The organism is Streptomyces sp. ISL-11 (genome assembly GCF_018614525.1).
Lineage (GTDB): Bacteria > Actinomycetota > Actinomycetes > Streptomycetales > Streptomycetaceae > Streptomyces.
The window spans coordinates 40,347-54,106 of record NZ_JAGGOL010000009.1 but is presented as its reverse complement, the minus strand read 5'-3'; the positions used below and the strand labels follow the sequence as shown (position 1 = coordinate 54,106).

Annotated in this window: 14 protein-coding genes and 1 riboswitch; of the genes, 10 read left to right on the top strand and 4 right to left on the bottom strand. The window is 71.8% G+C overall.

Annotated elements, in window-relative coordinates; translation table 11 throughout:
* Positions 1-4 precede the first annotated feature (4 nt).
* A complete protein-coding gene (locus tag J7E86_RS02240; protein WP_215079194.1) occupies positions 5-793 on the bottom strand; it encodes a response regulator transcription factor in 789 nt (262 codons plus the stop codon).
* A gap of 265 nt (positions 794-1,058) precedes the next feature.
* On the opposite strand from J7E86_RS02240, the gene J7E86_RS02235 reads away from it, so the two are divergent.
* Entirely contained in the window at positions 1,059-1,976 is a 918-nt protein-coding gene (locus J7E86_RS02235; protein ID WP_215079192.1) for an alpha/beta hydrolase, read from the top strand.
* Between the two features lie 372 nt (positions 1,977-2,348).
* Here J7E86_RS02235 and J7E86_RS02230 read toward each other — a convergent pair whose 3' ends face one another.
* Positions 2,349-4,244, bottom strand: coding sequence for an ABC transporter ATP-binding protein (locus J7E86_RS02230; RefSeq protein WP_215079241.1), 1,896 nt, complete (start codon positions 4,242-4,244; stop codon positions 2,349-2,351).
* A 125-nt stretch (positions 4,245-4,369) separates the two neighbouring features.
* Complete coding sequence (locus tag J7E86_RS02225) at positions 4,370-6,103, bottom strand: ABC transporter ATP-binding protein (protein WP_215079190.1); 1,734 nt, start codon at positions 6,101-6,103, stop codon at positions 4,370-4,372.
* Between the two features lie 166 nt (positions 6,104-6,269).
* Here J7E86_RS02225 and J7E86_RS02220 point away from each other — a divergent pair, with 166 nt between their 5' ends.
* The 7 genes from J7E86_RS02220 (at position 6,270) to J7E86_RS02195 (ending at position 11,145) form a co-directional block, all read left to right on the top strand.
* Complete coding sequence (locus tag J7E86_RS02220) at positions 6,270-6,545, top strand: MoaD/ThiS family protein (protein WP_215079240.1); 276 nt, start codon at positions 6,270-6,272, stop codon at positions 6,543-6,545.
* Between the two features lie 10 nt (positions 6,546-6,555).
* Positions 6,556-8,004 carry a hypothetical protein gene (locus J7E86_RS02215; protein ID WP_215079188.1) on the top strand — a complete coding sequence of 483 codons (1,449 nt, stop codon included), beginning with the start codon at positions 6,556-6,558 and terminating at the stop codon, positions 8,002-8,004.
* Between the two features lie 329 nt (positions 8,005-8,333).
* A complete protein-coding gene (locus J7E86_RS02210; protein WP_215079186.1) occupies positions 8,334-9,041 on the top strand; it encodes a DUF2993 domain-containing protein in 708 nt (235 codons plus the stop codon).
* 226 nt (positions 9,042-9,267) lie between these two features.
* Positions 9,268-9,348, top strand: a complete 81-nt coding sequence (locus tag J7E86_RS31970) for a putative leader peptide (protein WP_374223756.1) — start codon at positions 9,268-9,270, stop codon at positions 9,346-9,348.
* Positions 9,349-9,546: 198 nt separating this feature from the next.
* The gene (locus J7E86_RS02205) at positions 9,547-10,392 is read left to right on the top strand and encodes a sulfurtransferase (RefSeq protein WP_215079184.1); all 846 of its coding nucleotides are present in this window, start codon (positions 9,547-9,549) and stop codon (positions 10,390-10,392) included.
* A gap of 30 nt (positions 10,393-10,422) precedes the next feature.
* The gene (locus J7E86_RS02200; protein WP_215079182.1) at positions 10,423-10,710 is read left to right on the top strand and encodes a DUF1416 domain-containing protein; all 288 of its coding nucleotides are present in this window, start codon (positions 10,423-10,425) and stop codon (positions 10,708-10,710) included.
* 150 nt (positions 10,711-10,860) lie between these two features.
* Positions 10,861-11,145: a DUF3099 domain-containing protein gene (locus J7E86_RS02195; protein ID WP_215079180.1), complete on the top strand. Its 285-nt coding sequence runs from the start codon at positions 10,861-10,863 to the stop codon at positions 11,143-11,145.
* A gap of 13 nt (positions 11,146-11,158) precedes the next feature.
* Here the strand turns inward: J7E86_RS02195 and J7E86_RS02190 are convergent, their stop codons facing one another.
* The gene (locus J7E86_RS02190; RefSeq protein WP_215079178.1) at positions 11,159-11,527 is read right to left on the bottom strand and encodes a DsrE family protein; all 369 of its coding nucleotides are present in this window, start codon (positions 11,525-11,527) and stop codon (positions 11,159-11,161) included.
* Positions 11,528-11,797: 270 nt separating this feature from the next.
* On the opposite strand from J7E86_RS02190, the gene J7E86_RS02185 reads away from it, so the two are divergent.
* Positions 11,798-12,394 (top strand): FABP family protein, encoded by a 597-nt coding sequence (locus J7E86_RS02185; RefSeq protein ID WP_215079176.1) that lies wholly within the window; start codon positions 11,798-11,800, stop codon positions 12,392-12,394.
* Positions 12,395-12,460: 66 nt separating this feature from the next.
* A riboswitch (cobalamin riboswitch) is annotated at positions 12,461-12,533 on the top strand.
* A 133-nt stretch (positions 12,534-12,666) separates the two neighbouring features.
* Positions 12,667-13,758: an iron ABC transporter permease gene (locus J7E86_RS02180; protein ID WP_215079174.1), complete on the top strand. Its 1,092-nt coding sequence runs from the start codon at positions 12,667-12,669 to the stop codon at positions 13,756-13,758.
* Positions 13,759-13,760: the final 2 nt, after the last annotated feature.

Below are 13,760 nucleotides of genomic sequence, written 5' to 3'. Positions count from 1 at the left end.
CCACCTAGCGTTTGGCCGGGCGAGCGGTATCGGTTTGGGCACCCTGCGGCTCCTCCGCGCGGGGCTGCGAGGCGGTCTCCTTCGGCTTGGCGTCCTCGGACCGGTCGGCACCCTTCTCGGGCTTCTCCGGGACCACGAAGCGGTAGCCGACATTCCGGACGGTGCCGATCAGCGACTCGTGCTCCGGGCCGAGCTTCGCGCGCAGGCGCCGCACGTGGACGTCGACCGTGCGCGTACCGCCGAAGTAGTCGTAACCCCACACCTCCTGCAGCAGCTGGGCCCGGGTGAACACCCGCCCCGGATGCTGCGCGAGGTACTTCAGCAGCTCGAACTCCTTGAAGGTCAGATCCAGGATCCGGCCCTTGAGCTTCGCGCTGTACGTCGCCTCGTCGACGGACAGGTCGCCCGTGCGGATCTCCATCGGACTGTCGTCCGTGCAGATCTGCTGGCGCCCCATGGCCAGCCGCAGCCGCGCCTCGACCTCGGCCGGGCCCGCGGTGTCCAGCAGGACGTCGTCGACGCCCCAGTCGGCGGTCACGGCGGCCAGGCCGCCCTCCGTGACCACGAGGATCAGCGGACAGCCGGGGCCGGTGGAACGCAGCAGCTGGCAGAGGCTGCGTACGTGCGGAAGGTCGCGGCGGCCGTCGATCAGTATGACGTCGGCGCCCGGGGTGTCCACCAGGGCCGGGCCCTCGGCCGGCGCCACCCGCACGCTGTGCAGCAACAGGCCCAGCGCGGGGAGCACCTCCGTGGACGGCTGGAGGGCATTGGTCAGGAGCAGCAAGGAGCTCATCGGCTGCCACCCGCCTCGGTCGTCGTACGGTTCCGGCGGATCTGCGCGCTTCGCTCGCCCATGACGTCGGTCCTCCTCGGTCCCTGCGAAGGGGGCACCACCCAGGCTGGCTCTGGGGGAGTATGCGGCTCTGCTTCGTACGGTTACGGGCTGTGCGCGCCCTGCGAGCACGCGTGCGCTCATTCGCGCACGTGCGCGTCCGAATGCACAAAAGGACCCGGGGGCTACTCTGCCCGGATCCTCTCTGCCCAGCAGAATAGCCCACATGGCTTTCGGAGGAGCGGACGATTTTGCACGAGCTTGTGTTTCGTCGATCACTTCGAGTGGTCGTCGTCAGGCCCTCTTGACAGCGGACGGGGTCCGGATCGAGGCGGCGTACGAACCGTACGAGGGCCCGGCGACGGGCGGGGCCCCGCCCCCCGCGGTGGTGCTGGCGCACGGCTTCACGGGGGCGCTCGACCGCCCGGGGCTGCGCCGCGCGGCGCGGGTGTTCGCACAGCGTGCGGCCGTGATCACGTTCTCTTTCCGGGGTCACGGGCGCTCGGGCGGGCGGTCCACGGTGGGCGACCGGGAGGTGCTCGACCTGGCCGTGGCGGTGGCCTGGGCGCGATCGCTGGGCCATGAGCGGGTGGCGACGGTCGGCTTCTCGATGGGCGGCTCGGTGGTGCTGCGGCACGGCGCGCTGTACCTGCCCGGCGAAGGGGGAGAGCATGGGGGGCGCACGGCCGCACACGCGGACCTGGTGGTGTCCGTCAGTGCGCCGGCGCGTTGGTACTACCGGGGTACCGCGCCGATGCGGCGACTGCACTGGGCGATCTCCCGCCCGTCCGGCCGCGCGATCGCCCGGTTCGGGCTACGGACGCGGGTCCATTCGGAGGACTGGGATCCCGTGCCGTTGTCCCCGACGGAGGCGGTGCCGTTGATCGCGCCTCGGCCGCTGCTGGTCGTGCACGGGGACCGCGATGCGTATTTTCCTTTGGATCATCCGCGGATGCTGGTGGCGGCTGCGCCTGGGGCTGTTGAGTTGTGGATCGAGCGGGGGTTCGGCCATGCGGAGAATTCGGCGGGGGTTGAGCTGTTGGGGCGGGTCGCGGAGTGGGTGTCCTCAAACGCCGGACGGGCTGGTCTTGACGCGCCGGGCCGGGGCGGGGCTTGTCCTCAATCGCCGGACGGGCTGGATTGAGCGCCCCGAACCGGGGCGGGGCCTGTCCTCAAGCGCCGGACGGGCTGGAATTGGCACCCCCAACCGGGGCTGAGCCTGTCCTCAAACGCCGGACGGGCTGGATTGGGCTGAGGTCGCCCTTGAGCGCTGTATGCGCGATTTGGCTGAGGTCGTCCTCAATCGCCGGACGGGCTGGAATGGGCTCCCCCAGCCGCAAGGCCGGCAGCCGCGCCCGGCACCATCAAGCCCGTCCGGCGATTGAGGACACCCCCGGACGGCGGTCAGCCGAACAGCACGCCCGGCCACTCCCCAGCCCGTCCGGCGCTTGAGGACACCCCCGCGACGGCGGCGAGCCGAACCCGAGCCCGCCCGGCGACTGAGGGCACCCAAACGTCACCCCACAACCGGCTCCGCGAACTGCGCCTCGTACAGCCGCGCGTAAGCCCCACCCGCCACCAGCAACGCGTCATGCGTGCCCTGCTCCACGATCCGGCCCGACTCCATCACCAGGATGACGTCCGCGTCACGGATCGTGGACAGCCGGTGCGCGATGACGAAGCTCGTGCGGCCCGTGCGGAGCTGGGCCATCGCGTGCTGGATCAGGACCTCCGTGCGCGTGTCGACGGAGCTCGTCGCCTCGTCCAGGACGAGGATCTCCGGCTCGGCGAGGAACGCCCGCGCGATCGTGATCAGCTGCTTCTCGCCGACGCTGACGTTGGAGCCCTCGTCGTCGATGACGGTGTCGTAGCCGTCCGGGAGGGTGCGGACGAAGCGGTCGACGTGCGTGGCCTTCGCGGCCTCGACGATCTTGTCCATGGGCGTGCCCGCGGCCGCGCCGTAGGCGATGTTCTCGGCGATCGTGCCGCCGAAGAGCCAGGTGTCCTGGAGGACCATGCCGATGTGCGAGCGCAGCTCCTCGCGGGACATCGCGGCGATGTCGAGGCCGTCGAGGCTGATGCGGCCGCCGCTGACCTCGTAGAAGCGCATCAGCAGGTTGACCAGGGTCGTCTTGCCCGCGCCGGTGGGGCCGACGATGGCGACGGTCTGGCCGGGGTTCACCGTGAGGGAGAGGTCCTCGATGAGCGGCTTGTCGGCCTCGTAGCGGAAGGAGACCTTCTCGAAGGAGACCCGGCCCCGCACCCGCTCCGGCCGCACGGCGGCGGGCGCGTCCGGTGACTGCTCCTCCGCGTCGAGGAGCTCGAAGACGCGCTCGGCGGAGGCAACGCCGGACTGGACGAGGTTGGCCATGGAGGCGACCTGGGTGAGCGGCTGGCTGAACTGCCGCGAGTACTGCACGAACGCCTGGACGTCACCGATGGACAGCGCGCCGGAGGCGACCCGCAGGCCGCCGACGACGGCGACGAGCACGTAGTTGAGGTTGCCGATGAACATCATCGCGGGCTGGATGACGCCGGAGATGAACTGCGCCTTGAACCCGGCCTCGTAGAGGTCCTGGTTCTCCTTGCGGAAGGTCTCGGCGGACTCCTTCTGCCGGCCGAAGACCTTGACCAGCGAGTGGCCGGTGTACATCTCCTCGATGTGGGCGTTGAGCGTGCCGGTGGACTTCCACTGGGCGACGAACTGCGGCTGCGCGCGCTTGCCGATCTTCGTGGCGACGACGACGGAGACCGGCACGGTGACCAGGGCGACCAGGGCCAGCAGCCAGGAGATCCAGAACATCACGGCCAGCACGCCGACGATGGTCAGCAGGGAGGTGACTATCTGGCTGAGGGTCTGCTGGAGGGTCTGCGCGATGTTGTCGATGTCGTTGGTGGCCCGGGAGAGCACCTCGCCGCGCTGCTGCTTGTCGAAGTAGCTCAGCGGCAGCCGGCCCAGCTTCTCCTCGACCTCCTCGCGCAGCCGGAAGACGGCGCGCTGGACGACGTTGGTGGCGATACGGGCCTGGACGAGCCCGAAGAGCGAGGCACCGACGTAGATCAGCAGGACCCAGAGCAGCACCTCGCCGACGGCGTCGAAGTCGATGCCCCGGCCGGGGGTGAAGTCGACGGAGGCGAGCAGGTCGGCGACCTGGCCGTTGCCCTCCCGCCGCATCCGGCCGATGGCCTCGGCCTTGCTGATGCCGTCGGGGAAGCGCCGGCCTATGACACCCGAGAAGATCAGGTCGGTGGCCCGGCCGAGGATCTTGGGGCCGAGGACGGTCAGCGCGACGCTGGCGACGCCGAGGAGGAGCCCGAAGACGATCACGGCGCGTTCGGGGCGGAGCGTGGCCAGGAGCCGCTTGCCGGAGCCGGCGAAGTCCATGGACCGCTCGGTGGGCTGGCCGCCCATGAAGCGCGCGATGCCGACCGCCGGGGCGGGGCCTCTGCGCGCGGGCGCGGCGCCGGAGCCCTTGCCTGCGCCCGGGCCGGCGCCCGTACCGGCGTCGCCGTCCTGCTGGGGTTTCTGCGGGGACGTCACGCCGCCTCCTCCTCGGTGAGCTGGGAGAGGACGATCTCCCGGTAGGTGTCGTTCGACGTCATCAGTTCGGTGTGGGTGCCGGTGCCGACGACGCGGCCCTCGTCGAGGACGACGATCCGGTGGGCGTCACGGATCGTGGACACCCGCTGGGCGACGATGACGACGGTCGCGTCCTCCGTCTCGCGGGCCAGGGCGGCGCGCAGCCGCGCGTCGGTGGCGTAGTCGAGGGCGGAGAAGGAGTCGTCGAAGAGGTAGATCTCCGGGCGGCGGACCAGGGCGCGGGCGATGGCCAGGCGCTGGCGCTGGCCGCCGGAGACGTTGGAGCCGCCCTGGGCGATGGGTGCCTGGAGGCCCAGCTCCATGTCCTCGACGAACTCGCGCGCCTGCGCGGTCTCCAGGGCGCGCCACAGTTCCTCGTCGGAGGCGTCGGGCTTGCCGTAGCGGAGGTTGGAGGCGACGGTGCCGGAGAAGAGGTAGGGCTTCTGGGGGACGAATCCGACGGTCTCCGACGCGAGGACGGGGTCGAGCTCGCGGACGTCGACGCCGTCGACGAGGACCGAGCCCCCGGTGGCGTCGAACAGCCGGGGCACGAGGCCCAGCAGCGTGGACTTGCCGCTGCCGGTGGAGCCGATGACGGCCGTGATCTCACCGGGGCGGGCGACGAGCGAGACGTCCTTGAGCACGGGCTCCTCGGCGCCGGGGTAGCGGAACTCCACACCGGACAGCTCCAGGTGGCCGGCGCGGCGCAGCTCGGTGACGGGCGCGGCGGGGGGCACGACGCTGGAGTGGGTGGCGAGGACCTCCTGGACGCGCTCGGCGCAGACCTCGGCGCGCGGCACCATCATGAACATGAAGGTGGCCATCATGACGGCCATCAGGATCTGCATGAGGTAGCTGAGGAAGGCCGTCAGCGCGCCGATCTCCATGTGGCCGCCGTCGATGCGGTGGCCGCCGAACCACAGGACGGCGACGGAGGAGAGGTTCACGACGAGCATCACGGTCGGGAACATCAGCGACATCAGCCGGCCGGCGCGCAGGGACACGTCCATGAGCTCGGTGTTGGCGGACCGGAACCGTTCCCGCTCGTGGGTGTCGCGGACGAAGGCCCGGATGACGCGGATGCCGGTGATCTGCTCGCGCAGGACGCGGTTGACCGTGTCGATGCGCTCCTGCACGCCCCGGAAGATGGGCCGCATGCGCCAGATGATCAGCGAGACGATGGTGCCGAGGACCGGGACGATCACGAGCAGCAGCGCCGACAGCGGCACGTCCTGGTTGAGGGCCATCACGATGCCGCCGACGCACATGATCGGGGCGGACACCATCAGGGTGAAGGACATCAGGACCAGCATCTGGACCTGCTGCACGTCATTGGTGGTGCGGGTGATCAGCGAGGGGGCGCCGAAGCGGCCCACCTCGCGGGCCGAGAAGGACTGCACCCGGTCGAAGACCGCGCCGCGCAGGTCACGGCCGAGCGCCATGGCCGTACGGGCTCCGAAGTAGACGGCTCCGACGGCGCAGACGATCTGGACGACGGAGACGCCGAGCATCCAGCCGCCGAGCTCCAGGATGTAGCCGGTGTCGCCCTGGACGACACCATTGTCGATGATGTCGGCGTTGAGCGTGGGGAGGTAGAGCGTGGCAAGCGTCTGGACGAGCTGCAAGAGCACGACCAACGCGATGGGTTTGGAATAGGGCCTCAAATACGCCCGCATAAGTCGTACCAGCACACCACGCAGCCTAGAGGAGCGCCCCGCCGCGCAGCCTCCCGTTTTACCGGTGGCGGGCCGGGGGCGGTCCGGCACCCGTCATCATGGGAGGCGCAGATGAAGGAAAGGGGTCGCCGTGGCGACGACACAACCGGCACATCCGGTGAAACCGGCTCTGTCGGATGAGCTGCCGGAGCAGCCGGGACCGGCGGGCACGATCCGGTACTGGGCCGCGGCGAAGGCGGCCGCCGGCACGGCCGAGGAGCCGTTCGCGGCCCGGACGCTGGCCGAGGCGCTCGACGCCGCCCGGCGGCGCCACGCGGAGCGCCCGGAGTTCGCGCGGGTGCTGCTGCGCTGCTCGTTCCTCGTGGACGGCGACCCGGTCGGCACGCGCGACCACACGACGGTCCAACTGGCCGAGGGCGGCACCGTCGAGGTGCTCCCGCCCTTCGCAGGAGGGTGACCCCGGCACGATGACCAATCAGCCGCACAACGCGTACGAGCCGCGAGAGCCGTACGACCCGTACCGCCCGCAGGAGACCTACGGGCAGCAGCCCCACGAGGGCTACGGGCAGCAGCAGGAGGGCTACGCCCCCTACGATCACGGGTCCCAGGGGGCACCGGGCGCGCAGCCCCCGGCGCAGAACCCGGGCGCGTACGACACGCACAACCCCTACGACGGCGGCGCGTACGACCCGTACACGGCGCAGGGGCACGCGCAGGGGCACGCGCAGCAGCCGCAGTCCCCCGCGGCGTGGCCCACGACGCAGGGCGGGCAGCAGGGCTACGCGCAGTCCGAGCCCCCGACGCAGACCTGGCAGACGCCGACCTGGGACACCCAGACCTGGCAGCGGCCCGCCGCGCCCGCCCCCGCGGCGGACGACGCGTACGGCGCGCCGCGGCCCGGCGGCCCGCTCCCGGAGGCCGTGCCCGGTTACGGGCAGGGTCCGTCCGGCTTCGGCGAGGGCGCCTCCGGCCCGTATCCGCGCCACGGCGGCCACCACCGCGCCGACGACGGCGCGACGGGTGGCGAGTGGCCGGGCGTGACGGAATCGCGCGCGCCGGGCCGCCACGCGCAGCCCGGGCCGCCCGGGCCCGTCCCGGGGGCACAGGAGCCGGAAGAGCCGGACGCCGCCGCTCCGGATGCTTCCGGGCGGCCGATGACGGCCGCGGAGAAGGCGCGGGCCGAGGGCCGGCCGCAGATCCTCTCGCCGGGCCTGAAGCCGGCCGTGCTGACCTCGGTCCTGGCGGCGCTGCTCGCCCTGGCCGCACCGGTGGGGCAACTGGCGCTGGTGGTGCCGGTGGTGCTGCTCCAGGCGGTGACGGCGGCGGGCTGGTTCCGGCTGAACGGCATGTGGCCCGCCCGTCAGGGCATCGCACTGGCCTTCATGGGCGGTGTGGCCGCCGACATCGGGCTGCTGGCCACGGACACCGGCCAGGCGCCGACCGTGCTCATCGGCACGATGGGCGTGTGGCTGCTGCTGACGCTGGTGCTCCAGCTGCGCAGCCACGCGTCGCCAGACGAGCGCCTGTACGGGCTGATGGTCGCCGGTGCCTCGGCCGCCCTCACCGTCGTCGCGGCCGGTCACCTCGCGGCGGCCGCCCACTCCGACGCGGTCGTGGTCGGCGCCGCCGGTGTCGCCGTGGCGGCCCTGGCGCGCGCGCTGCCGCTGCCGTCCTTCGCCGCCCCGGTCGTCGCGCTGGTCGCGGCGGCGGGCTCGGGCGTGGCCACCGGCGGACTGACCGGGATGGGCAACTCCGGCGCGCTCCTCGCCCTGGCGGCGGGCGCCTGCGCGCTGATCGGCCTGCGGGTGGCGAGCTACGACTACCCGTCGCGCTTCGTCCACATGACGGCGGGCGTCGCGCTGCCGCTTGCCGCTGCGGCGCCGGCGGTTTACCTGATCGGGCGGGCGCTGGCCTAGGCGGTGTCCGGTGGGGCTTCGGCCGGCGGCCGCCTTTGCCTGCCACGGCGGCGGGCGCGGGTCTTCGGCCGCAGGCCGCCGTCTTTGCCGCCTGCGGCGGCGGGCGCCCTGCGGGCGCGTCCTCAATCGCCGGACGGGCTTGATTTGGCTGAGCTCAGCCGCAATCAAGCCCGTCTGGGGGCACCTCCCAGCGGTAGCTGGGGGAGTTTGAGGACATCACCGCGCAGCGGTGGTGCGCACGACACCCGCTCACATGATCCGCCGGACACGGCCTACGCTCCCTGGACAGGCAAAGGGCCTGACCGAGACCCGGGGGAGCGAAGGATTCAATGCGCGCAATACGAATAACCCTGATCATCGCCGTGATTCTGGGGGCACTCTTCGTGGGCGCGGACCGCCTCGCGGTGTATCTCGCCGAGGACCAGGCCGCCGAGAAGATACGCAGCAGCCAGGGCCTCTCCGGCACTCCGGAGGTCTCGATCAAGGGCTTCCCGTTCCTGACGCAGGTGGCCGGCTCCCGCCTCGACGAGGTCGAGGTGAAGCTCGACGGCGTCACCGCCGGTTCGGGCCGCGAGTCCGTGCGGGTGTCGGGCTTCGACGCCACCCTGCGCGACGTCCGCATCAACAGCAGCTTCACCTCCGCCGTCGCCGACAGCGCGTCCGGCACCGCGCGGATCTCCTACGCCGAGCTCACCAAGGCCGCCGCCGACCCGGGCGTGACCATCGCCTACGGCGGCACCGACGCGGCGGGCCAGAGCAAGGTCAAGGTCACCGGCAAGGTCCTGGTGATGGGCCAGCCCGTCGAACGCAGCGTGGTCTCCACCGTGAGCGTGCAGAACGGTGACACCGTCCGCGTACGGGCCGACGAGGTGCCCTCGCAGGGCATTCCGGGCCTGGAGCAGGCCGTCCGCCAGAAGATCGACCTGGACCGCCGCATCAACGGCCTGCCCAAGGGCATCAAGCTGGACAAGGTCGTCACGACGCCCGACGGCGTCGACATCACCCTCGCCGGCACGAACGTCAACCTGGCCGGCTGAGGCGGGGCCCGGCCGGGGCCCCGTTTCCCGCCGGTCCGGGCTGTCCGGGCCGGTCCACCCAGCGAGACGGGCACGTCCGTACGACAGAACCCCGTACGGGATCACCGGCCGGACCCGCCCGTCCCGCTGCTCCGCCAGAGGCTCCGATCTCACATAGCGGAAGATCCCGTCTCGCCATTCGACACACCGGTGACACGCACGCCTGTCCGTCCCTACGATCGGACGCATGAAGCGACAGGCGGACCTCACGAAGCGGCGGGCAATAGACCTGTGCCGCGTCGCCGCCATGCTCTGTCGCCATGTCTGACGGGGACCATGCCCCCGGCGGGACCCACCCCCGCCGGCCGCTCGTCCCCCGCTTGTTCCGCCTCGCACCGCCGAGGCCCTCCCACACCATCAGCTGCGCGGCGCCGCGCCCCTCTCCCGCGACCCCGGCGCCCGCGCACACCCTCCCCCACAGCCCTGAGGGCTTGGGGGTGCCCCCATCGCCCCGGAGGAGAACAGCATGAGCCGCAGTGACGTCCTGGTGGACGCCGACTGGGTACAGGCCCGCATCGACGCAGGCGACCCGAAGACCGTCATCGTCGAGGTCGACGAGGACACCTCGGCCTACGACAAGAACCACATCAAGACCGCCGTGCGGATCGACTGGCGGACCGACCTCCAGGACCCGGTGCGCCGCGACTTCGTCGACCAGGCCGGCTTCGAGAAGCTCCTCTCGGAGAAGGGCATCGCCAACGACGACACGGTCGTCCTCTACGGCGGCAACAACAACTGGTTCGCCTCGTACGCCTACTGGTACTTCAAGCTCTACGGTCACCAGGACGTGAAGCTCCTCGACGGCGGCCGCAAGAAGTGGGAGCTGGACTCCCGCGACCTGGTGGCCGAGGTGCCGCAGCGCCCGCACACCGCGTACAAGGCCCAGCCGCAGGACGCCTCGATCCGCGCGTTCCGCGACGACGTCGTCGACGCGATCGGCTCGCTCAACCTCGTCGACGTCCGCTCCCCCGACGAGTTCAGCGGCAAGCTGCTCGCCCCGGCGCACCTCCCGCAGGAGCAGTCGCAGCGTCCCGGCCACGTGCCCAGTGCGCGCAACATCCCCTGGTCGAAGGCGGCCAACGACGACGGCACCTTCAAGTCCGACGACGAGCTCAAGGCCGTCTACGAGGGCGCCGGCGTGGACCTGGCCAAGGACACCATCGCCTACTGCCGCATCGGCGAGCGCTCCGCGCACACGTGGTTCGTCCTGCACGAGCTCCTGGGCCAGGCCAACGTCCGCAACTACGACGGCTCCTGGACCGAGTACGGCTCGCTGGTCGGCGTGCCGATCGAGCTCGGCGCCGGCAACTGACCCCTCCGTCCCCCTCTTCAAGGATCACTTATGTGTGGAGCAAAGACCGGCGGCCCCGACGCCTCGACCGCCAAGTCCGGTGAGACCACCATCCAGGGTTCGGTGACCCGCGACGGCCAGCCCGTCACCGGTTACGTGCGCCTGCTGGACTCGACCGGCGAGTTCACCGCCGAGGTGCCCACCTCGGCGACCGGGCAGTTCCGCTTCTACGCGGCCGAGGGCACGTGGACGGTGCGGGCGCTGGTGCCCGGCGCCACCGCCGACCGCAAGGTCGTCGCCCAGCAGGGCGGCCTGGCCGAGGTCGCCATCGCCGTCTGAGTCCGGCGGGCCCGCGGACCGGGCGCACGAACGGCCGAAGGGCCGCACCCCCGGGGTTGGACGCCTTGATGGGGGGTGCGGCCCTTCGCGCCGTGGTCCCGCGCGCGGTCGCCCCTTCGCACCGCCCGCGACCGGTCGTACCGTGGAAGCATGTACGCGCGGCGTCGCCACTGGTACTTCGCCATGATGGGCACCTGCATCGGCCTGTTCGTCCTGGCGTGGGCCGTGGTGCGCCTGTGGTCGGTGCCCGCCGCCGTGGCGATGTGCCTGGTGGCGATGGTGATCCCGCCCGTGGCGGCCATCATGGCCAACCGCAGGGGCCCGGACGACCGCTGGTGGGACGATCCCTCGGGCGACGCGAAGTCGGACGAGTGGTGGGACGAACTGGACGGCAAGCGCCGGCCCAGGTCGCAGGATCAGGAGCGCGATCAGTAGCCGGGCGCCCCGGTCAGTAGACGAGCGCCTGCACGCCGTCCGCCATGATCTCGCTGACGAACACCTGCGCGCCGGCGATCCGCGCGCCCTCGATCAGGTCCTTCTCCTCGATGTCCCGCCGCGCCGCGCACTGCGTGCACACGGTGATCATGCCGCCGCCCATCCGGATGCCCTCCATCAGGTCCGGCAGCGGCGCCGCGTGCGGCAGCTGGAACTCCGCCGCCCGGCCCGGCAGCGCGAACCACGACGACTCACCGGTCAGCCACAGCGACACCTCGACGCCGCTCGCGACGGCGACCGCCGCCACCGTGAACGCCTGCGAGCACCGCTCGGGCGCGTCCGTCCCCGCCGTCACCTTGATCACGAGCTTCTTGTACGCCATGCGATCACTCTAGGGGGCGTTCCCGCGGTGCCGCCCGGGACGATCGACCTCACAGCGCCGCTCCGGACGGCTCCGACTAGACTCGGCACCGGTCCGTCCACCCTCACTCCGACCGAGGAGCGCGCTCGTGCTTGAGGCATTCTTCACCGCCCTGCTGATTCTGGTCGTCGTCGGCGTTCTCGCGTTCGCCGGCCTGACCTGGAAGAAGCTGTACCAGGGCCAGCGCTGACCGTGTCGTTGTCCGTCTCCCTACAGATCGCCTGAGCTCCCATGATCGAGATTCCGTCCGACCTCCACCCGGACCTCGTCCCCCTGGTCTTCCTCCTCGGCAAGTGGGAAGGCGCGGGCGTCGCCGACTTCCCGGGCACCGAGAAGTGCAACTTCGGGCAGGAGGTCGTCTTCACCCACGACGGCCGTGACTTCCTGGAGTACACGTCCCACAGCTGGGTGCTCGACGCCGAGGGCAAGATGGTCCGCCCGCTGGAGACCGAGAGCGGCTACTGGCGGATCGACAAGGACCGCAAGCTGGAGATCGTCATGGTCCGCGACGCCGGTGTGGCCGAGGTCTGGTACGGCGAGCTGGCCGACCAGAAGCCGCAGATCGACCTGGCCACGGACGCCGTCGCCCGCACCGAGGCGTCCGGCCCGTACTCCGGCGGCAAGCGCCTGTACGGCTACGTCAAGGGCGACCTGATGTGGGTCGGCGAGAAGGCGACCCCCGAGGTCCCGCTGCGCCCCTACATGTCGGCGCACCTGAAGAAGATCGCCGGCCTTCAGGAGTGGGCGCAGAGCCTGCCCGACGACATGCCGGACGGCGTCGCCTTCTTCAACCCGGACGGCACGCCGTACAACCCCGAGAGCTCCTGAGTTCCCAGGGAACTCCCGAGACTCCTGAGAACCCTGAGGGCGGCATCGCCCTCACCGCGCCCCGTGGGAGAAGTCCGGTCAAAATCCGGCGCTGACCCGCAACGGTAGGCGGCCACACGTGCCGCGAGCCCGATCACCCACGGCGGCGTGCGCTCCCCGCACAACTCGCCGTGGACTGCGAGGGGAGACCCGGACGCTCCCCGCCCCGGGCCGCCTCCTCGGTACGTAGCACTACGTACGGACGCGGCCCGAGGCGAAGGCGTACCGCGCTCGTGGCAACCACCTCCCAGACCGCCGTCCCCCGGGCCACCGGCGGGCCGCCACCACCGCGGCGGTGGCCGCTGGTCCCGCTCGTCGCCGGGCTGGCCGTCGCCCTGCTGGTCTCCCTCTGCTGCGGGGTGGGCCTCGGCGCGGCCGGGGTGACCTGGGCCGAGACGCTGCGCTACCTGCGGGCGGGCCTGACCGGCGGGACCATCGCGCCCGACGAGGTCTCCGCCTACACCATCGTGTGGGAGCTGCGCTTCCCGCGCGCCCTGCTGGCCGCCGTCGTCGGCGCGGGCCTGGCCGCGATCGGTGTGGCCGTGCAGGCCATGGTCCGCAACGCCCTCGCCGACCCGTTCGTCCTCGGCATCTCCTCCGGCGCGGCCGTGGGCGCGAACGCCGTGCTGCTCTTCGGCGCGCTGGGTTCGCTGGGCGTCTGGGCACTGTCGGGCGCCGCGTTCGCCTCGGCGCTCGCCGCCATGCTGCTCGTGTACGCGGCCGCCCGCACCGCGCACGGGCTGACGCCGCTGCGGCTGGTGCTGACCGGCTCCGCGATGTACTACGGCTTCTCCGCCGTCACCACCTTGATGGTCTTCAGCGCCGACCGCGGCGAGGCCGCCCGCTCGGCGATGATGTGGCTGCTCGGCAGCCTCGGCGGCGCCACCTGGTCGTCGGTGCCGATCGCCGCGGGCGTCGTACTGGCGGGGCTGGGCCACCTGCTGTGGACGGCTCGCGGCCTCAACGCCCTGGCCATGGGCGACGAGACGGCCGCCGCGCTCGGCGTGGACCCCGACCGGCTGCGGCGCCGGCTGTTCGTCGTCGCGGCCGCCGTCACCGGCGCCGTCGTCGCCGTCAGCGGCGCGATCGGCTTCGTGGGCCTGATGGTCCCGCACATCACGCGCATGCTCGTCGGCGCCGACCACCGGCGGGTGCTGGCCGTGGCACCGCTGCTGGGCGCGGTCCTGCTGGTGTGGGTCGACGTCGTCTCGCGGACGCTGCTGGCACCCGTCGAGCTGCCCGTCGGCGCCATCACCGCGATCATCGGCGTACCGGCCTTCGTGGTGCTCATGCGCCGCCGCGGCCATGTCCTCGGAGGAGCGTAGCG

Bases quoted from the DNA above. Each gene is read 5' to 3' on its own strand.
- J7E86_RS02240 (WP_215079194.1), bottom strand. From the start codon at position 793: ATGAGCTCCTTGCTGCTCCTGACCAATGCCCTCCAGCCGTCCACGGAG.
- J7E86_RS02235 (WP_215079192.1), top strand. From the start codon at position 1,059: ATGGCTTTCGGAGGAGCGGACGATTTTGCACGAGCTTGTGTTTCGTCG.
- J7E86_RS02230 (WP_215079241.1), bottom strand. From the start codon at position 4,244: ATGGGCGGCCAGCCCACCGAGCGGTCCATGGACTTCGCCGGCTCCGGC.
- J7E86_RS02215 (WP_215079188.1), top strand. From the start codon at position 6,556: ATGACCAATCAGCCGCACAACGCGTACGAGCCGCGAGAGCCGTACGAC.
- J7E86_RS02210 (WP_215079186.1), top strand. From the start codon at position 8,334: ATGCGCGCAATACGAATAACCCTGATCATCGCCGTGATTCTGGGGGCA.
- J7E86_RS31970 (WP_374223756.1), top strand. From the start codon at position 9,268: ATGAAGCGACAGGCGGACCTCACGAAGCGGCGGGCAATAGACCTGTGC.
- J7E86_RS02205 (WP_215079184.1), top strand. From the start codon at position 9,547: ATGAGCCGCAGTGACGTCCTGGTGGACGCCGACTGGGTACAGGCCCGC.
- J7E86_RS02200 (WP_215079182.1), top strand. From the start codon at position 10,423: ATGTGTGGAGCAAAGACCGGCGGCCCCGACGCCTCGACCGCCAAGTCC.
- J7E86_RS02195 (WP_215079180.1), top strand. From the start codon at position 10,861: ATGTACGCGCGGCGTCGCCACTGGTACTTCGCCATGATGGGCACCTGC.
- J7E86_RS02190 (WP_215079178.1), bottom strand. From the start codon at position 11,527: ATGGCGTACAAGAAGCTCGTGATCAAGGTGACGGCGGGGACGGACGCG.
- J7E86_RS02185 (WP_215079176.1), top strand. From the start codon at position 11,798: ATGATCGAGATTCCGTCCGACCTCCACCCGGACCTCGTCCCCCTGGTC.